15 protein-coding genes, 2 tRNA genes and 1 pseudogene are annotated in these 17,631 nt (G+C 66.1%); 12 read left to right on the plus strand and 6 right to left on the minus strand.

The genetic code is table 11. The annotated features are described in order from the left end of the window. Window positions 1-438 precede the first annotated feature (438 nt). Window positions 439-515, minus strand: a tRNA-Arg gene (locus tag CSC64_RS12720). A gap of 40 nt (window positions 516-555) precedes the next feature. Here CSC64_RS12720 and CSC64_RS12725 point away from each other — a divergent pair. Next, complete coding sequence (locus CSC64_RS12725; protein WP_162435708.1) at window positions 556-1,902, plus strand: tyrosine-type recombinase/integrase; 1,347 nt, start codon at window positions 556-558, stop codon at window positions 1,900-1,902. A 254-nt stretch (window positions 1,903-2,156) separates the two neighbouring features. Next, window positions 2,157-3,392, plus strand: a complete 1,236-nt coding sequence (locus CSC64_RS12730; RefSeq protein ID WP_162435709.1) for a site-specific integrase — start codon at window positions 2,157-2,159, stop codon at window positions 3,390-3,392. On the opposite strand, the gene CSC64_RS12735 is transcribed toward CSC64_RS12730, so the two are convergent. Further along, window positions 3,393-3,665 carry a hypothetical protein gene (locus tag CSC64_RS12735; protein WP_162435710.1) on the minus strand — a complete coding sequence of 91 codons (273 nt, stop codon included), beginning with the start codon at window positions 3,663-3,665 and terminating at the stop codon, window positions 3,393-3,395. 327 nt (window positions 3,666-3,992) lie between these two features. Between CSC64_RS12735 and CSC64_RS12740 the strand changes: the two genes are divergently transcribed. From CSC64_RS12740 to CSC64_RS12750, 3 genes are all read left to right on the plus strand, one after another. After that, a complete protein-coding gene (locus tag CSC64_RS12740) occupies window positions 3,993-4,490 on the plus strand; it encodes a helix-turn-helix domain-containing protein (protein ID WP_162435711.1) in 498 nt (165 codons plus the stop codon). Between the two features lie 116 nt (window positions 4,491-4,606). Then, window positions 4,607-4,864, plus strand: coding sequence for a hypothetical protein (locus CSC64_RS12745; protein ID WP_162435712.1), 258 nt, complete (start codon window positions 4,607-4,609; stop codon window positions 4,862-4,864). Window positions 4,865-4,892: 28 nt separating this feature from the next. Next, the gene (locus tag CSC64_RS12750) at window positions 4,893-5,270 is read left to right on the plus strand and encodes a hypothetical protein (protein ID WP_162435713.1); all 378 of its coding nucleotides are present in this window, start codon (window positions 4,893-4,895) and stop codon (window positions 5,268-5,270) included. A gap of 10 nt (window positions 5,271-5,280) precedes the next feature. Here CSC64_RS12750 and CSC64_RS12755 read toward each other — a convergent pair whose 3' ends face one another. The 4 genes from CSC64_RS12755 to CSC64_RS12770 all read right to left on the minus strand — a co-directional run bounded on the left by CSC64_RS12755 (window position 5,281) and on the right by CSC64_RS12770 (window position 10,697). Continuing rightward, window positions 5,281-7,932 (minus strand): DEAD/DEAH box helicase, encoded by a 2,652-nt coding sequence (locus CSC64_RS12755; protein ID WP_162435714.1) that lies wholly within the window; start codon window positions 7,930-7,932, stop codon window positions 5,281-5,283. Between the two features lie 4 nt (window positions 7,933-7,936). Continuing rightward, a complete protein-coding gene (locus CSC64_RS13975; protein WP_162435715.1) occupies window positions 7,937-9,343 on the minus strand; it encodes a site-specific DNA-methyltransferase in 1,407 nt (468 codons plus the stop codon). 106 nt (window positions 9,344-9,449) lie between these two features. Next, window positions 9,450-9,926 (minus strand): RadC family protein, encoded by a 477-nt coding sequence (gene radC, locus CSC64_RS12765; RefSeq protein WP_162435716.1) that lies wholly within the window; start codon window positions 9,924-9,926, stop codon window positions 9,450-9,452. A gap of 240 nt (window positions 9,927-10,166) precedes the next feature. Further along, a complete protein-coding gene (locus CSC64_RS12770) occupies window positions 10,167-10,697 on the minus strand; it encodes a hypothetical protein (RefSeq protein WP_238390039.1) in 531 nt (176 codons plus the stop codon). A gap of 344 nt (window positions 10,698-11,041) precedes the next feature. Between CSC64_RS12770 and amaB the strand changes: the two genes are divergently transcribed. The 7 genes and pseudogenes from amaB to CSC64_RS12805 all read left to right on the plus strand — a co-directional run bounded on the left by amaB (window position 11,042) and on the right by CSC64_RS12805 (window position 17,304). Next, window positions 11,042-12,574: an L-piperidine-6-carboxylate dehydrogenase gene (amaB, locus tag CSC64_RS12775; protein WP_162435717.1), complete on the plus strand. Its 1,533-nt coding sequence runs from the start codon at window positions 11,042-11,044 to the stop codon at window positions 12,572-12,574. A 114-nt stretch (window positions 12,575-12,688) separates the two neighbouring features. Continuing rightward, window positions 12,689-13,474 (plus strand): class I SAM-dependent methyltransferase, encoded by a 786-nt coding sequence (locus CSC64_RS12780; RefSeq protein ID WP_162435722.1) that lies wholly within the window; start codon window positions 12,689-12,691, stop codon window positions 13,472-13,474. 245 nt (window positions 13,475-13,719) lie between these two features. Next, entirely contained in the window at window positions 13,720-14,001 is a 282-nt protein-coding gene (locus tag CSC64_RS12785; RefSeq protein WP_162435718.1) for a DUF4190 domain-containing protein, read from the plus strand. A 13-nt stretch (window positions 14,002-14,014) separates the two neighbouring features. Continuing rightward, on the plus strand, window positions 14,015-15,070 hold the full coding sequence (locus CSC64_RS12790) for a quinone-dependent dihydroorotate dehydrogenase (protein WP_162435719.1): 1,056 nt from the start codon (window positions 14,015-14,017) through the stop codon (window positions 15,068-15,070). 40 nt (window positions 15,071-15,110) lie between these two features. Further along, window positions 15,111-16,160: pseudogene (murB, locus tag CSC64_RS12795) on the plus strand (UDP-N-acetylmuramate dehydrogenase). Window positions 16,161-16,187: 27 nt separating this feature from the next. Beyond that, window positions 16,188-17,114 carry a DMT family transporter gene (locus CSC64_RS12800; RefSeq protein ID WP_162435720.1) on the plus strand — a complete coding sequence of 309 codons (927 nt, stop codon included), beginning with the start codon at window positions 16,188-16,190 and terminating at the stop codon, window positions 17,112-17,114. A gap of 113 nt (window positions 17,115-17,227) precedes the next feature. Further along, window positions 17,228-17,304, plus strand: a tRNA-Pro gene (locus CSC64_RS12805). The last annotated feature ends 327 nt before the right edge of the window (window positions 17,305-17,631 follow it).

Raw genomic sequence — 17,631 nt, forward strand, 5'->3', positions numbered from 1 at the left:
CGGATCGCCCAGCCGCTCACGCTTGGCCTTGCGCTCGTCCCCGGCAAACAGGCTGATCATCGGTATGGACCTCGGTGCGATGCGAGGTGCTCAGGATACGGGGTGACGGGGGTTTTTAGAGGTGCCCATGGGCGGCCAGACCCACGTGACGACCTTGTGGGTCTGCGACCTGACCCTCGCCGAGTGACTCGAGGCGCCACGAACGACAAGGGAAACCACCCCCCTGGCCGCGCCGTTGGCCCTGCCGGCGCGTGCCCCCGGATCCACGCCGGGAAACCTCTCCCCGGCCCGTCGACAAGGCCATGGCTTGGCGGCCCCGACACGATTCGAACGTGCGACCTTCCCCTTAGGAGGGGTAAAGGTCTTGTCAAAAATCGCTAGGGGCGTGGTACTTTCTGGTTCTATTGGGACAAATGTGGGACAAGACCTGATGGAAGATGGCGACCCCGGCCCGATTCGAACGGGCGACCTACGCCTTAGGAGGGCGTCGCTCTATCCAGCTGAGCTACGGGGCCGTGCTTCCAACAGGCTTAGCCCGTCAAGGATACCTGCCCGATGACCAAACCTAAACCGCAAAGCAGCGTACCGGGGGTTTACTACCGGGACGACGGAGCGCCCCGCTGGGAAGTCAAGGTGCGCTGGACCAGGAAGGGCAAGCGGGATTCCCTCCCTACGGTACGGTATCCCGTCAACCCGAAGGCCAAGCCCGGGGACGTGGACCACTTGAAGCGGGCGCGAGCCGACGCCGAGGCGTATGCGATCCGCGAGCGACAATCCCTGGAAACCTTCGGCAAGCCTCACGCCCTGCGCGGCGACGCCTGGACCTTGCGGGCGTTGCTGGAACGTTACCTGGAAGACCTCGAAAAGGGGCGCATTGACCACAAGGCGCACCGGACCGAGCGCAGCACCATCCGCATGCTGCTCGGCCATGGCAAGGGCCACAACGCCGCCGGGTTCCCCGACCTGGTAGACAAGTGGACGCGCGACCTCGAATACGCCGACTTCGTGGGCGACGGTGCCCATTCCCTCCAATCGCTGCTGAAAGACCGCGACGGCAACCCAGCCGGAACCGGGTCGTTGAAACGCGTCCTGGGGGTGGTGCGCGGGGTGTTCGTGCGTGCTGAACGCTCCTGGGGTGTCGAAATCAAGAACCCGCTCCAAGAGATCAAGGGGCTGTCGGTGAGCGACGCCCGCGAGCGCGTAGTGTCCGCTGACGAGTGGAAGAAGATCACGAAGGAACTCGAACAGCACGAGCAGGGAACCCAGGACGCCATCGCGTTCGCCCGGTTCACTGCCGCCCGCCGCGCGGAAGTCGTGAAACTGGACTGGCCGGATATCGACTTCAAGAACAAGACCGCACTGCTGCGCGAGACGAAGAGTCGAGCGAGCAAGTCGGTGGATCGGGTCATTCCGCTGCCAGCCGCCGCGCTTGCCATCGTGGTGCGCCGCGCTCAACCTGCCAACGCCAAGCGTCCGCTGGCGGCGGAACAGTTGGCCGCGCTGGGCCTCTCTGGTCCTGTGTTCACCTCGGGCAAAGGCAAGCGCCTGCGTGCCGACACGATGACGCAGGCATGGACACGCGCCTGCGCGCGGGCAGGCGTCGAGGGTGCCCGTATCCACGACCTGCGCCATACCCGTATCACCGAACTCGGGCGGTTCCTGACAGCGGCGGAAGCGGCGCGCGTATCCGGCCACACGGATCTGGCGACCTTCTTCCGCTACTTCAACCCGGACCCGGTGGAGACCGGCAAGAAGATCGACGCGATGGAGCGCGGCCACCAGGGCAACGCCGACGCCATCCGCAAGGCGGCGGCTGACTTGGCCGCACTCAACCCCGACGACTTTGCCGCCGCGATCAGCGCCGCGATCGCGACCCGCATGCGGAACGCTGCGGGCAGGTAGCCCGGCCCCTTGCCGCTCTGCCGTTCCGCCGCATAGTAGGAACGGCCCAGCACATTGTCGGCACTGGCCGACAATGTGCCCTCTCGCAGTCCTGGCGCGTCAGCGGCAGGGCGTAGAGAGGCCGCCCGGCACCGTTGCCGCGTCCAGCGGCGACGGGGAAAGCGAGGAGCGACCGGGCGACGGCCAGCGCGCCAGCGATGGCCGAGGGACACAGGCGGGAGCCTGTGGCCTGCTCTTGATCGGCATGGGGACGGATGAAGCACGACGGCACGCCAGCGACAGACCAGACACCCGCCGATCCCGGCGCAGGGTTGCCGGTGAGCCTGCGCGCACGATTTGGCGACATGTTGGCCGAGGCTCAGCGCCTCGCCGAGGCCGAGGCGCTGCGGCTGCGTCAGCCTGCCGGGGTCGCGATGGATCGGGTCGTGCGCGCGGTACTGGACAACGCGGCCAGCAGCGGGGCCAATCCATCCGCAGGGACCCAGGCCGCATACCGCCGCGACCATGCCCGACTGCGAACAGCCGGGATCACGCCCCTGGACGCCGCGAGTACGCGGGCACATTTTGACCGCCTACGCAGCGCGTGCCGCTGGACGGAGGCCCAGGAAATCGCGCGGCTCCGTTCCCTGGCCGAAGCGGCGCGGAAGGCCAAGCAAACGGAAGCCATGCGCGAGTTCACCCGGCAGGCGTTCGAGCGGGCCGTTGTGTTTCGCGCCTTGTACCTCGACGCCGACCGTCCCACCTGGGCGGACAAGGCGGCGGCGCTGCGCGCCGCCGGGCAACGCCCGATCAGCCGGAGCAAGCGCAAGGCGGGGCGGCACGCGCCGACGCCGGATCAGTTGCTGGTTGCGCTGGCCCGACAACCAGGGCGCTGTACTCGCGTCGAACTGTTCGCCTGCGTGTTCGCTGTGTTCGGCATTCGTCCGGCGGAACTGGTGCGGGGGGTCGCCCTGGACACGACCACCACGGGCCTGCGCCTGGCCGTGGCTGGTGCGAAAGTTGACGCTATACGCGGCCAGCCGACCCGACTCCTGGAAGTGGACACGACGCGGCGCGGCCAGTCTGCGCTCGCGGTGGCGCTGCTGCGTGCGTATGTCCAGGAAACAGGCGGCGATCTGTCTGCCACGGCTACGGATATCGTCGCTGTGCGCCGTGCCATGCGCGAAGTCCAGCCAGGGCTATCGCCGTATGCGTTTCGCCATGCCGTCGCTAGTTCGGTGAAGGCCAGTCAATCGCGCGCAGGCGTGGCGGCGTGGCTCGGGCATTCGAACGATAGGACGCAACAGGCCTACGGCAACGCGCGTAGCGGATGCGGCGCGGTGGCTGTCAAAGCCGCCGCTGCGTCGCGTCCGGTGCGGCAGACGAAGACACTGCCGCCCACGGTCGCCGAACGGTTCGCGAAGATCGCGGTGCGCTTGGCTGCGCGTGTTCCGGCGCAGGCACCGAAGGCTGCGCCTCCGGTGCGCCGCGCCCCGAAACCGCGCTGGTAATCAGCGCAGGCGACGCTTGGCGCGTGGTCTGGCCGCAGGCTTGGGCCTGGGGCGTAAGCCAATGAAGGCGTCCTCGTCGCCGCCGTCTTTCCACCAGGATTCGCCTTCCTCCTGACCACGCTCGAACTCCTTGACGTTCACGCGCGTGCGATATCCAGGGGGCGGAATAAATACCTCATCTTCCGCCGCTGGTTTCGGCTGGGTCAGTGATTTCTCCATTTCCTTCAACAACGCGCGCAACAGCGCCTGCGTGGTCTTGCTCTCGTCGGCCATTGGAATGCCTCGTCGTGGGGGGCATTCACAGATAGCCGATAACCTGCGCAACGCAAGACGAAAAGCCGTTCCGCTCGCAGGAATACGATGTATCCGAGACTTAGATGGCATTGTTCGCTCACTGGAAAGCGGGGTGATATTTCTTGCCAGGAATAATGTGCCGTTTGCGAAGAAAGAAATATCCCGCGCGAGTCAATGAGTTGCGAGGCACGCCGCCCCTCCCATCTCTCCATCTAAAATCTAAATCTCTGCTTGTATATCCGCAGTGTGCTGGACAGCGTTGGAATATCCATTACTGGTTATCTTCCTCCACCAGCAGGCACTGCCATGTCTCTCGACCCCGCCATAACCGACCAGATTTCACACGCCATCCAGACCGTCCAGGAGCGGGAAGATATCGAAGGCGAGATCCACGTTCACGTCTCGAAGAAGCGCATAAAGATCGACCCTATCAACGCATTCGCCTTGTGTTTCACCGGCTCGCTGTCGGTCATCATTCGTACGAAAAAGTTGTCGCCGACCGCCATTGCGTTGCTGCTGACGCTGCTCGACCTAGCGAAGCACGGCAACCTCGTATCCGTGAACCAGAAGGGCCTGGCCGGGCTACTCGGCGTCAAACAGCCGGCCATCTCGAAGGCGCTGGCGAAACTCGTGGCCGCCGGGATCATCATCGAACTGCCCGAAGGCCAGTACTTCAACCCGCAACTGATCACCCGGCAGGGCCTGGACACTGTGGCTCGGAAACATCCTGCGGCGGTCGTCGCGGGTATTGCTGCCCTGGCCAAGGAGGGCATGGAGCCGAACTGGAAGCCGCCATTTCCGTAAGACGGATACAACGTATCCGCGCGGACCAAATCAACAGCAAAAAACATATTTTATTTTCTTGATGGCGCGCACCGCGTCCTAGAAAATCAACTAACGCCACCCATAAGGAGAACGCAATGGAAACCACAACACACCAGGAACTCGACGAACTCGCGCAACGCATTGCCGCTGCCATCACCGAAAAGCGCGGGATACCGACGCAAGTCCACCACCTCCACTACGCCTCGGCGTCCACCTTTTGCCTGGGCAAGTTCGGCGCGAACATGCTGATCAAGGCCGGGTCGCCAGCCGAACTTCTCGTGCGTGGCGAGGGCTTCCTTGAAGGCATGCTCCATCCAGAAACTTCGCCAGGCTCCAATCACGCACTGAACTGACCCGAGCCATTACAACGGAGAACGACACATGACCACGAAAGCAGAACTCGAAAATCTAGCCGCGAATATCGGCCGGGCACTCGGCACGCCTGTTTACTACTGGAAAGAGAGCGGTGTTCACTCGTTCTATCCGGGAGAGCCGGCCAGCCACGGCAGGGGTATGAAGTTGCTGGGCGAATACAGTGCTCCAAAACTCTACGACGCTGGCGAGAAGTTTCTGGACGGGCTCAACAAGGGCGCGGCCTGCCTGTTGGCCGAGAGAGAGCAGCATGCGGCGGACAGAAAGGCGTGGGAAGCGGAGAAGAAGGAACTTCTCCGCAGGATCGGGCTGTTAGACAGCGCCATCGAAGGGGCGACAAGTCGCCCTGGCCAACCGTCCGCCGATAACAGCCCGAGGAAGTTCTAAGGCTTTTCTTCTATCGCTTGGCCGCTATCGCCGCCGCAAGTTGCTGGTCAATGTCGCGCCCTTCCTCGTCCTTGTCGCGCGGCATGAGGTAGAGGCCGTTCGGGTACTTGCGCGCCCATAGTTCGCCCACGGCGCGCTTGGCGACGTTCTTCGGGTGGTCGTAGCGGTCGTCGCCCTTGTACTCGATCACGAAAATGCGGCCATCCTTCAACTTCGCAATGAAGTCGGGATAGGTGGAGCCGGTCGCGGTCGGGAACCGGAACTGTGTCGGGTGGGCCAGGTTGCGCACCCACACCTCCACGTCGGCGTTGCGCTCGATAGCAAGCGCGCAGCGGTACTCCTCGGCCAGTTCGCCGTCCTTGCGGCGATACGGCAAGTCTCCCGGTACCTCGTAGTAGTGCTTCGGCCACTCCATCGGCGCCGGGCACGGCGAGCGCATGGGATAGGCCAGGTTCGAGAACTTGAACACCACGGCGGGATCGACCACGACCTCTTCCAGCGCGAACAGGCGCTGGTGCGCCTGGTTGCCGCGCTTGGTGCGGGCCTCGTCCAGCAGGGCCAGCAGGCGACGCGCGATGATGAAGCGCCCGCGCACCAGTTGGCCCAGGCTGTATCCCTTGTGCTTCAACGGTGCGATGGCCTGCGCGATCCACGCGATCATGGCCTCGTGGCGCACGTCGTTCTGGACGACCTTGCCTTCCAGCCACACCAGCAGGTCGGCTTCCTCCCAGTCGCCAGTCAGGCCGGACAGGTACTCGGCCTGTGGCTCCTGGACCATGTTCATCTTCACCGCCTTCTCGCCGATGTCGATTTCCCAGGTCTGCGTGCGCGTGTCGAAGGTCAGCGTGTCCAGCGTTCCCGCTGCATCCGGATTCCAGAATCCGTCCTCCACCAGCAGGTCGTTCTCGACTGGCACGACGCGGTCGCCGAACTTGATCGACAACTGTGGCACTTCGAACGTCACGCCTTTCTGCGCGGGCGTCTCGCGCAACCTGGCGCGCGTGTTGTGCTGTTCCAGCGAGGTGCGCACCTGCTCCTTCGTTTTGCCGGTGAAGACCTTGGCGATGGCCTCGACGCTCTCGGGCTGGATCGCGCCCTTGACCTCCACCTCGAACTTGCCTGCTTCCTCGGCGGGCTTGATCGTGATGTTGCGCAGGTCGCCCGCTGGCACGTTCGCCAGGTCCGGCTTCTTCGTCGCCGTGAACCGCAGGGTCTCAACTTTCAGCGCCGGGTGTTCGCCATCGCCGGGAATCAGTGCCGGCTGGACCGGCAGGTTCTGCGCGGCTTCCAGTCGCGAGAATCCCATGCTTTCCAGGTGGTCGGTGAACTCGACCGCCTTCGCGCCAAAGTAGGGCGAGACGACATGCGCGTAAGCCTTGTTCAGTGCCGTCTGGTCGCGTGTGCGCGCGTAAGGCATGCGCAGCACCCGGCCTAGCAACTGCTCGATGGCGGTCGCGGACTTCGTGCCGGACACGGAGCAGAGCACATAGGCGAACGAACAGTCCCAGCCCTCTTTCAGCGCCTCCATCGTGATGATGACGCGCACCGGGCAGTCTTCCGCGAACAGGTCGATCCCGTCCAGTTCGCGCTGGTCGCCCGTGGCGATCTTCACCCAGTCCTTGTCGATCCGTTCGCCGTCTTCGCCGGTCAGGTGCTCGTAGATGGTTTCGACCGTGGCCTCGCCGCCTTTGTGCTCGGCCTGGATCAGCAGGATCGGGCGAATGTAGTCGGGTTCCTTCTTGGCGATCTCTTCCAGTTCCTGCCGGCGCAGCAGCGCATGGCGCAGGGCTACGTCCCAGCCGTCCAAGTGCTCTTCCAGCAGCACCGGCAACTTGATCATTTGCTCGGCGAACAACTGCGAGGCCGACACGCGCACCAGCACATTGCTGGTGGCCATGTCCGGCGTGGCGGTCAGTTCGATGATGGCGCTCGGGGCCAGGCGTTCGTACACGACGCCGGACAGGTCGCTGGTCGCGTTGTGCGCCTCGTCGGTAATCACCAGCGGGCGATGGAGCCGCAGCAGGTTGGCGAACGAGAAACGCGGCTCCTTGCCGTCCTCCGTCTGTTCCAGGTCCGGCAGCGGGGCGTCCTTCGGCAAGGCGATGAAATGCGGTTCCAGCGCCTCCTTGTGCGCATAGAAGTCGCGGATATCAATGTCGTGGACGCGCGCCGCCGCCATCGTCGCAATGACGATACAAGTGCGCGTAGCCAGTTCCTGCGGCGTCAGTTGCTCAATGTCGTCGCTATCCAGCACCGAGACCTGGCCACCGAACGCGGCGTCCAGTTCCAGCCGGTAGGGATGGCGGCGGTTCTTGAACGCGTCCAGGGTCTGCTGCTTGATCGTGCGGCTGGGCACCAGCCACACGACCAGTGGCCGGTCGCGTTCCAGCCAGTTGTCCGCCGCGCACCGGATGAAGTGCGCGCCCATCAGGGTCTTGCCGCCGCCGGTGGGGATACGGATCGCCACATAGGGAACGTCGCGCAGGCTGGGCAGTTCCTGGCCGTCCTTGTCGCGCAGGTTGCGGTACTCGGGCACCAGCATGGTCTTGGCGTCCGGGTGCGCGTGCGCGGCGAACGCTTCGGCGATACCGATCTCCTGCGCAGCGCGCAGGAAGTCGCGCAGCCGGTCGAGTGTCTTTTCCTGGTAGTCCTTCAACTCCATGCCATCACCTCGCCCGGATATCGTTGGGGGTCTTCTTGAACTTGATCCCCAGCGACCGCAGGCGGTCGTTGGTCATGTTCGTGCCTTCGCCGTAAATCACCATCGGGCCGTCATGTTTCGGCAGGCCCGCCAGCACCTTCATGGTCAGCATGTTGCCGCCCGCCAGCGTCTTGTCGCCAAGAATGCCGTTGTAGAGCAGGTAGTAGGCGGTGCCGTTATGGACGCCCAGCAGCGGCGACTTCATGGCGCGCGTGCTGCGCGCGGTGCCGGTCTCCGCGAACCAGATATGCGCGGCTAGGTGCTCGAACTTGATTTCGGGATTGATCCGGCCGTTGTCGTCAAACACCTTGGGGCCTAGCCGATAGAAGCGGAACCCGCCGCCACCCTGCCAGTCCTCGGCTTTTGTTATTCCACTTTGCTCCTGACCATCGATTACGAGTTTGAGGCGCGGCGCCACGTGCGTAGTCGCATGGTCGCCACGTTCAATCATTATCCATCGACGCTTCATTTTGTGAGCAACGGCACCAGTGGTTCCGGTGCCCGCAAAAGAGTCCAGCACTAAGTCCCCAGGCCTGGTTGAGCTTCGCAAAATTCTTCGTATCAAGGCCTCTGATTTTTGCCCCTTCAACTCTTCAACGCCAAGCATTTTGGAAACGGATTCACCAGAGAAGGAAACCACCGCGATACTATTAAGTTTGTCGTAAATGGAAGAGTTCCAAGTGTCTTCCAAGGGATAACGTTCAGGAAGTCCTTCCACCTGAGCGGCATCCATAAACTCGGAAGCCTCTTTCTTTGAAACTCCTAGATCGGTTAGGCGAGATAACAAGGCTTTGTAAGCAGCATCGGAGAACCGCTCAGCAAAATCTTTTCTTTCGATATATTCCTTTTGGAAATATGTTTTCTCAGCGTTTTTAGAATAATAGAGGATGGTGTCGTGATTTCGTATGTAGTTCTTTGCCATCGTCTTGTAGCCCGACAGCCAGCCAATGCGCCAAATGATCTCGCGCTGGAAGTTCTTCCGCCCGAATACCTCATCCATCAAAACTTTTAGGTAGTGTGCTTCGTTGAAATCGATAGTTGCGTATATCGACCCATCTTCTGCCAGTAGTTCGCGCAATAGTTCCAAGCGCGGATACATCATGGACAGCCACTTGGCATGTTCCAAGTTGTCGTCGTAAAGCTCGAATGCGCTTTTTGTGTTGTACGGCGGGTCAATGAAAATACATTTCACCTGTCCGGCGTAGTAGGGCAGCAGCGCCTTCAAGGCTTCCAGGTTTTCACCCTGGATCAACATGTTCGGTGCGTCCTCGTCGCCATGGGACAGCGACTGGATCGGTTGAAGCAGGTGATAAGGCGTCTTCGCCGTCGCCTTCAAGTCGTCATTGCGGTTGTGCCATTCCAGCCAAGGCATTCAGTGTCCCCATGCTAAGCGGGCGCATGCCTGCGCCCGCTTGTGATTTAGTTAGCGCCAGTCTGTTGCGACGCCGTCGCCTACGATGATACCCGCCAAGGATGGGTTATACCCATCCCCGAGCAGCAAGGCTGACGCAGGTTTCACCGACCACGATGTGGTCCAGCACCCGGATATCGACCAGCGCCAGCGACTGCTTCAAACGGGCGGTAATGGCGCGGTCGGCGGCGGACGGCTCCGGGTTTCCGCTCGGGTGGTTGTGCGCCAGGATCACGGCGGCAGCGTTGTGGCCGAGGGCGGCCTTGACGACCTCGCGAGGGTGGACCTCGGCGCCGTCCACGGTGCCACGGGCCAGTACTTCGATGGCGATGATCCGGTGGCGCGTGTCCAGGAACAGGACGTGGAACTGCTCGTGTTCCAGTCCCGCCAGGCGCATGCGGAAGAAATCGCTGGCTTGCGTCGGGTCAGTGATGGCTCCCAGCCGTTCCAGTCGGCGACGCAGGATGGCTTCGGCCTGCGCGAGGATCGTGCTGTCGTCGGCCTGATACTCGGCGCGGGTGTCCTGTGCTTCGCGTTGACGCATTGGTGTTCTCCCCGGCAGCACCATGCCGCCGTGGGCCACCCCGACGCCGCGCGACCAGCGCCCGGCGCACCCGTAGGGGCGCAACACCGTGGAGCAGCGAACGCTTGCGCCGGACGCAGCGCGGCGTCTCCTGGCCCACAACCGGGCGGTATGGGGTGCCGGGGAGCACGCAATCAACCTAACAGAGCCGCGCCGAGTATCAGGCCGATGACAAGACGGGCGGTCGCGGACCGCCGGCAATCAAAGCCCGCCGTCCTTCGGCGGCGCATCCGGAATCACCCGACCGCCAGCGTTCGCCAAGTCCGTGAGCCGTGCCCGGCGCTCGCGCGCCCGTTCCAGGGCACGCACCTGATTGCCTTCGTCGCGCATGGCCTGGGCCTGCTCGTCGAGTTCGCGCGCCTCGTCCACGAACCCCAGCGCCCGGAAGACCTGCGACCAGAACAGGGCGTCGTGGATGAAGCCGAGACGCGGGCCGATCTCGGACCTGCGTCGGCCGGTCCTGGACGGTGCGGCGGCGCTGTGGCCGGCGGGCAGCACGGGCGTGGCGACCGACGCGGGTTCAAGGATTTCCGCCAAGTCGTCGAGTGGCAGTTGCCAAGTTCCGTCGATCTTGCGCGCACCTGGATGGCGCCCATCCGCCATCTTTTCGCGTTGGCGCTCGACCACGCGCCGGGTGTTCTTGCCACGCAAGACAAGCGCGACTTCCTCGGCCCGTAGCGCGTAGCGTCCGGGGTACATCTCCCGCAGCCTTTGGAGTGAGCGTGCGCTCATCTGTCGGGACAAATCTGGGACAAGAAAGCGGTGTATGGGGGTGTTTGGTGGTGTCTGGCCCGTTCTTCAATCGACTTGAAAATAGACCTATCCACTTGTTTTCCCTTGCTTTCCTGTTGAACGACAAAAGACGATTACCCTTAGGAGGGGGACGCTCTATCCAGCTGAGCTACGGGGCCAAGGCGGCGGATTGTCGCATGCGGCACCGGCAGGGCCAAAGGCGGGGGCGCGTGCGGCAGGCCGGGAGGGGCGCTTTGCTAGAATCGCCCACACGCATCGAGACGCCGCCGGCCCCAGCGCCGGCGCGGCTCCGGGCCCCAGCCCGCACCCCTCCAGGAGATTCCATGTCCGCTTCCCTGCTCCAGACCCTCGGCCTGGCTTCCAGCAATTCCGGCACCTACCTCGGCGATGGCCGCTGGTCCGACGCCACCGGCGCCGGCGTGCTGCGCCCGGCCAACCCGACCACCGGCGAGGTGATCGCCGAGGTCCAGGCCACCAGCGAGGCCGATTACGAGGCGGTGGTCGCCAACGCCCAGGCCGCGTTCAAGGCCTGGCGTACGGTCCCGGCGCCGCGCCGCGGCGAGGCGATCCGGCTGTGCGGCGAGGCGCTGCGCCGGAACAAGGACGCGCTCGGCTCGCTGGTCGCGCTGGAGATGGGCAAGAGCAAGGCCGAAGGCGACGGCGAAGTGCAGGAGATGATCGACATCGCCGACTTCGCGGTGGGCCAGAGCCGCATGCTCTACGGCTACACCATGCATTCGGAGCGCCCCGGCCACCGCATGTACGACCAGTACCACCCGCTGGGCCTGGTCGGGATCATCAGCGCGTTCAACTTCCCGGTCGCGGTGTGGGCGTGGAACTCGTTCCTGGCGGCGATCTGCGGCGACATCTGCATCTGGAAGCCGTCGAACAAGACCCCGCTGACCGCGATCGCCTCGCTGAAGATCTGCAACGCGGCGCTGAAGGAAGGCGGCTTCCCCGACATCTTCTTCCTGGTCAACGACGCCGGCACCGCGCTGGCCGAGAAGTTCGTCGAGGACAAGCGCATCCCGCTGATCAGCTTCACCGGTTCGACCCAGGTCGGCCGCGAGGTCGCGGTCAAGGTCGCCCGGCGCATGGGCCGCTGCCTGCTCGAGCTGGGCGGCAACAACGCGATCATCCTCGACGAAACCGCGGACCTGAAGCTGGCGATCCCCGGCATCGTCTTCGGCGCGGTCGGCACCGCCGGCCAGCGCTGCACCACCACCCGCCGCCTGATCGTGCACGAGTCCATCTACGACACCGTGCTGGAAACCCTGGTCAAGGCCTACAAGCAGGTCGAAGGCAAGATCGGCGATCCGCTGGACACCGCCAACCTGATGGGCCCGCTCAACAGCCGCGGCGCGGTGGAGCAGTTCCTGGCCGCGGTCGAACAGGCCAAGGTCGCCGGCGGCAAGGTCGAGACCGGTGGCGCGGCGCTGGACCGCCCGGGCCATTTCGTCCTGCCCACGATCATCACCGGCCTGAAGAACAGCGACGCGGTGGTGCAGCACGAGACCTTCGCCCCGATCCTGTACGTGATGAAATATTCGGACCTGGACGAAGCGATCGAGATGCAGAACGGCGTGCCGCAGGGCCTGTCGTCGTCGATCTTCACCCAGAACCTGAAGGCGGCCGAGAAGTTCCTGTCGGCGGCCGGCAGCGACTGCGGCATCGCCAACGTCAACATCGGCACCTCGGGTGCGGAGATCGGCGGTGCGTTCGGCGGCGAGAAGGACACCGGCGGCGGCCGCGAATCCGGTTCGGACGCGTGGAAGGTGTACATGCGCCGGCAGACCAACACGATCAACTACTCCGACTCGCTGCCGCTGGCGCAGGGCATCAGGTTCGACCTTTAACCGTCGCTCCCGTGCAGGCAGGGGCCCAGTGCCTCGGGTCCCCGCCGCCACTCGGCGAACCCAGTGGGTTCCCGCCTGCGCGGGAACGAGCCCTTGGCCGTGGAAGCCATCCCGATGACCAACGACCTGGCTTCCACCACCCGCTTCAGCGACCGCGTCGCCGACTACGTCCGCTACCGGCCGGATTATCCGGAGGCGCTGTACGCCTGGCTGCGCGACGAAATGGACGTGCAGCCGTCGTGGAAAGTCGCCGACATCGGTGCCGGCACCGGGATTTCCTCGAAGCTGTTCCTCGATGCCGGCCACGAAGTGCTGGCGGTGGAGCCGAACGCGGCCATGCGCCAGGCCGCGGCCGGATGGCTCGGAGCCAACCCGCGCTTTGCCCCCGTCGACGGCAGCGCCGAGGCCACCACGCTGGCCGACGCCAGCGTCGACCTGGTCTCCGCGGCGCAGGCCTTCCACTGGTTCGACCCGCAGGCGGTCAAGCCGGAATGGCGGCGGATCCTGCGCCGGCACGCCGACGGCACGCCCGGCCTGGTGGCGGTGTACTGGAATTCGCGCCGGCTCGAGGGCACGGCCTTCCTCGAAGGCTACGAGCGCCTGCTGCTCGATTACGGCCTGGACTACAGCAGCGTCGCCGAACGCTACGGCGACGATGCGGACATGCAGCGCTGGTTCGGCCCCGGCCTGCGCGGGATGGCGCGCTTCCCGCACGGGCAGCGCCTGGACCTGGAGGCCCTGCGCGGCCGCCTGATGTCCTCCTCCTACGCGCCGCGCGAGGGCCACCCGCGGCACGCGCCGATGCTCGCCGCGCTGGAGCAGTTGTTCGCCGACACCGCCATCGACGGCCACGTCGACTTCGACTACGACACCCGGGTGTTCGCCGGCGTACCGGACTGAGCCGCCACCGCCGCCCTGGCCGGAACCGCCGCGCGCCAGGCCTGCTCCCGCGGCCGGCACGTGCCCTTCACGACCCCGCAACCCGGCCCGAGGGGCGCCGGCCGCCGGTTGCGCGCGCACCGGCGGGGCCGGGTTCTGGAATAATCCCCTCTTCGATCGCCCCCCTCGATCGCCCCGTCACAGGGCCAAGGCCCGCGCCGGGCACCGTTGTCCACCCTGCTCCCCCGACAGGACCCCACCCGCCGATGAACCAGATCCGCCGCACCAGCTCGCTCGCCATCGCCAGCCTCGTTGCCGGCATCCTCGGCTGGACCCTGGTGCCCTTCATCGGCACGCTGGTGGCGATCGTCTGCGGGCACATGGCACGCGGCGAGATCCGCCGCAGCAACGGCCAGCTCGACGGCGACGGCCTGGCCATCGCCGGACTGGTGCTGGGCTGGATCGCGGCCGCGCTGTGGATCATCGGCATCGTCCTGCTGTTCACGGTCCTGGGCGGCCTCGCCTGGTTCGCGACGATGAATTCCTGAGGACGTCGCGCCGATGTACTCCCTCGCCCGCCCCTTCCTGTTCGCCCTGGACGCCGAACGTGCCCACGGCCTCGGGCTGAAGGCGCTGGAGCTGGCGTGGCGCAGCGGCACCATCGGCCTGCTGGCCAGCCCGCGCAAGCCGATGCCGACCAAGCTGCTGGGCCTGTCCTTCCCCAATCCGGTCGGCCTGGCCGCCGGCCTGGACAAGAACGGCGAGCACATCGACGCATTGATGGCGCTGGGCTTCGGTTTCATCGAGATCGGCACGGTCACGCCGCGGCCGCAGCCGGGCAATCCGAAGCCGCGCATGTTCCGCCTGCGCGGCGACGAGGCGCTGATCAACCGGCTGGGCTTCAACAACGCCGGGGTCGACGCGCTGGCGCGCAACGTGGCGCGCGCGCGGCGCAAGGACGGCGTGCTCGGCATCAACATCGGCAAGAACAAGGACACGCCGAACGAGGACGCCGCCAGCGACTACCTCTATTGCATGGAGCGGGTCTACCCGCTGGCCGACTACATCACCGTCAACATCTCCTCGCCCAACACCGCCGGCCTGCGCGAACTGCAGGAGGAGCAGTCGCTGCGCCGCCTGGTCGGCACCCTGCGCGAGGCGCAGGAACGGCTGGCCGCGCAGCATCGCAGGCGGGTGCCGGTACTGGTCAAGGTCGCGCCGGACCTGAGCGACAGCGACATCGACGCCGCCGCGCGCGTGCTCGCCGACCTCGGCGTGGACGGCGTGGTCGCCACCAACACCACGGTGTCCCGCAATGCGGTGCCCGACCGCCGCCACGCGCACGAGACTGGCGGCCTGTCCGGGGCGCCGCTGATGGGCCAGTCCACCCTGGTGCTGCGCCGGCTGCGCACGCGCCTGCCCGAATCGATCCCGCTGATCGGCGTGGGCGGCATCCTTTCCGGCGCCGACGCGGTCGCGAAGATGGCCGCCGGCGCCAGCCTGGTGCAGGTCTACACCGGCCTGGTCTACCGCGGCCCGGAACTGATCGGCGAATGCATCGACGCCATGCGCCGGCGCAAGGAATCGCCCAGCCGCGGGACGGCCGGATCGGCATGAACGAGCTTCCCCCGGGCATCCGCGCCACGGGTGCGCCGGCATGACCGCGCTGTTCCGCCTGCAGCGCGACGCCGACCTCACCACGCGCAACACCTTCGGCGTCGCCGCGCGCGCGCCGTGGCTGCTGGAAGTCAACGACACCGGCTCGCTGGCCGAAGCGCTGGAACTGGACCAGCTGCACGGCCTGCCGCTGCTGATGCTCGGCGGCGGCAGCAACCTGCTGTTCGCCGGCGACGCGCCGGGCGCGGTGGTGGCGCTGCGCGCCGCCGGCATCGACCTGGTGGAAGACCACGGCGAACGCGTGCGCGTGCGCGCCACGGCCGGCGCCGGATGGCACGAGCTGGTGATGTGGAGCCTGGCGCAAGGGCTGTGCGGGCTGGAGAACCTGGCCCTGATCCCCGGCAGCGTCGGCGCCGCGCCGATCCAGAACATCGGCGCCTAGGGCGTGGAGGTCGGCGAGCACGTGGTCGCGGTCGAGGCGCTGGACCGGCACGCCGCGCGGATGGTGCGGCTGGACCGCCAGGCCTGCGGCTTCGGCTACCGCGACAGCGTGTTCAAGCGCGAGCCGTCGCGCTGGATCGTCACCGCGGTGGAACTGGAGCTGGCGCGCGAGGAGCGCGGCAGCACGCCGCGGCTGGACTACGCCGGCATCGGCGAGGAACTGGCCGCGATGGGCGTGCAGGCGCCGGGCGCGCGCGACGTGGCCGAAGCGGTGATCCGGATCCGCCGCCGCAAGCTGCCCGACCCGGCCGAGATCGGCAACGCTGGCAGCTTCTTCAAGAACCCGATCGTGCCGGCGGCGCAGGCGCAGGCGCTGGCCGACGCGCATCCGCGCCTGCCGGGGGTCCGCGGCGACGGCGACGGCACGCGCAAGCTGTCCGCGGCCTGGCTGATCGACGCTTGCGGCTGGAAGGGCGCGCGCGAGGGCGATGCCGGCGTGTCCGCGGCGCACGCGCTGGTGCTGGTCAACCCCGGCCACGCCAGCGGCATGCAGCTGCTGGAACTGGCCCGGCGCATCGCCGCCTCGGTGCGCGAACGCTTCGGCGTGGCGCTGGAGCCGGAGCCGCGCATCGTCGGCGCGCAGTGGTGAGGGGCGGCAGCGGCCCGCCGTGAAGCGATGACCGCCACGCCACAGCCCGCCCCGGCCCACAGCCACTGGCACGCCGCAGCGCTGATGCTCGGCAGCACCGTGCTGTTCGGGCTGATGGCGGTGGCGATCCGGCTGGCCTCGGCCAGCCTGCACACCTTCGAGATCGCCTTCTTCCGCAATTTCTTCGGCCTGCTCGCCGCGCTGCCGCTGCTGCTGCGGCACGGGCCGGGCCTGCTGCGCACCGACCAGTTCCCGCGCTACCTGTTCCGCTGCCTGGTCGGGATCTGCTCGATGCTGGCCGGGTTCTGGGCGATCGGCCACCTGCCGCTGGCGCAGGCGGTGTCGCTGTCCTATTCCACCCCGCTGTTCGTGACCATAGCCGCGGCCGCGCTGCTGGGCGAGCAGGTGCGGGCGCGGCGCTGGATCGCGGTGGCGCTGGGGTTCCTCGGCGTGCTGCTGATCGTGCGCCCCGGCAGCGGCGAGTTCAGCTACGGCACGATGGTGGCGCTGCTGGCGGCGCTGCTGTCGAGCATTGTCGCCATCCAGATCAAGCAGCTCTCGGCCACCGAGCCGGCCGACCGCATCGTGATCTGGACCACCCTGCTGTGGGTGCCGATGTCGCTGGTGCCGGCGCTGGGCGTGTGGGAGTGGCCGCAGGGCATTACCTGGGCGTACGTGGTCGCGGCCGGTTTCTTCGGCACCGGCGGGCACATGCTGTGGACGCGCGCGCTCAAGCTCGGCGAAGTCTCGGCGCTGACCCCGATCAGCTTCATGCAGTTGCCGATCGTGGGCGTGCTCGGCTGGATCCTGTTCGACGAGACCCTGGACCGCTGGACGGTACTGGGCGCGACGGTGATCCTCGGCGCCAACGCCTATATCGCCCACCGCGAGGCCACCCTCGCCCGCCGCGCCTCTTCCGGTGCGTCCAGTTCGGCGGCCAAGCCGGGCGAGTGAACACGGGCGCCGCCGCTGCGCCGCGGACGCCCCGGCGATGACCGGATCCGGAGAAAAAATGCACCGGATCCTTGCCCTGGACCGCGCCGATCCAGTATCATGCGCGGCCTTGTCGGGGTGTAGCTCAGGCTGGTAGAGCGCTACGTTCGGGACGTAGAGGTCGCAGGTTCGAATCCTGTCTCCCCGACCATTGATCCATGCAGTGATATCGCGGTACGCAGACCGGCCTCGCGCCGGTCTTTGCTTTTCCGGGCCGCGGTCGCGCGGCGCCGGGGCGCGTCCCGCCCGTGCCAGGCCGCGATGAACCCCCGATCCCCCACCCCGCGAGCCGTTTCTTATACCCATCTGACCCTTCAGACCAAGGGGAAATGGTGGATCTCGGCGAGCGGTGGCGCACTGACAATAAAAAAGAGAATGACACCTGAGCTCTCGATAGATATGTGAGAACGCTGCAAGTCGCCAATGCTGAGTGTACCGATGGGTATATGTCAGACTGAGCTAGTAGTCAGTGTACAAA

The sequence above is a fragment of the Pseudoxanthomonas koreensis genome (assembly GCF_010093225.1).
GTDB lineage: Bacteria > Pseudomonadota > Gammaproteobacteria > Xanthomonadales > Xanthomonadaceae > Pseudoxanthomonas > Pseudoxanthomonas koreensis.

Excerpts from the sequence above, each read along its gene's own strand:
- CSC64_RS12730 (WP_162435709.1), top strand. The coding sequence starts at position 2,157 with ATGAAGCACGACGGCACGCCAGCGACAGACCAGACACCCGCCGATCCC.
- CSC64_RS12780 (WP_162435722.1), top strand. The coding sequence starts at position 12,689 with ATGACCAACGACCTGGCTTCCACCACCCGCTTCAGCGACCGCGTCGCC.
- CSC64_RS12770 (WP_238390039.1), bottom strand. The coding sequence starts at position 10,697 with ATGAGCGCACGCTCACTCCAAAGGCTGCGGGAGATGTACCCCGGACGC.
- CSC64_RS12790 (WP_162435719.1), top strand. The coding sequence starts at position 14,015 with ATGTACTCCCTCGCCCGCCCCTTCCTGTTCGCCCTGGACGCCGAACGT.
- CSC64_RS12745 (WP_162435712.1), top strand. The coding sequence starts at position 4,607 with ATGGAAACCACAACACACCAGGAACTCGACGAACTCGCGCAACGCATT.
- CSC64_RS12750 (WP_162435713.1), top strand. The coding sequence starts at position 4,893 with ATGACCACGAAAGCAGAACTCGAAAATCTAGCCGCGAATATCGGCCGG.
- CSC64_RS12725 (WP_162435708.1), top strand. The coding sequence starts at position 556 with ATGACCAAACCTAAACCGCAAAGCAGCGTACCGGGGGTTTACTACCGG.
- CSC64_RS12735 (WP_162435710.1), bottom strand. The coding sequence starts at position 3,665 with ATGGCCGACGAGAGCAAGACCACGCAGGCGCTGTTGCGCGCGTTGTTG.
- CSC64_RS12755 (WP_162435714.1), bottom strand. The coding sequence starts at position 7,932 with ATGGAGTTGAAGGACTACCAGGAAAAGACACTCGACCGGCTGCGCGAC.
- CSC64_RS12800 (WP_162435720.1), top strand. The coding sequence starts at position 16,188 with ATGACCGCCACGCCACAGCCCGCCCCGGCCCACAGCCACTGGCACGCC.
- radC (WP_162435716.1), bottom strand. The coding sequence starts at position 9,926 with ATGCGTCAACGCGAAGCACAGGACACCCGCGCCGAGTATCAGGCCGAC.
- CSC64_RS12785 (WP_162435718.1), top strand. The coding sequence starts at position 13,720 with ATGAACCAGATCCGCCGCACCAGCTCGCTCGCCATCGCCAGCCTCGTT.
- amaB (WP_162435717.1), top strand. The coding sequence starts at position 11,042 with ATGTCCGCTTCCCTGCTCCAGACCCTCGGCCTGGCTTCCAGCAATTCC.
- CSC64_RS13975 (WP_162435715.1), bottom strand. The coding sequence starts at position 9,343 with ATGCCTTGGCTGGAATGGCACAACCGCAATGACGACTTGAAGGCGACG.
- CSC64_RS12740 (WP_162435711.1), top strand. The coding sequence starts at position 3,993 with ATGTCTCTCGACCCCGCCATAACCGACCAGATTTCACACGCCATCCAG.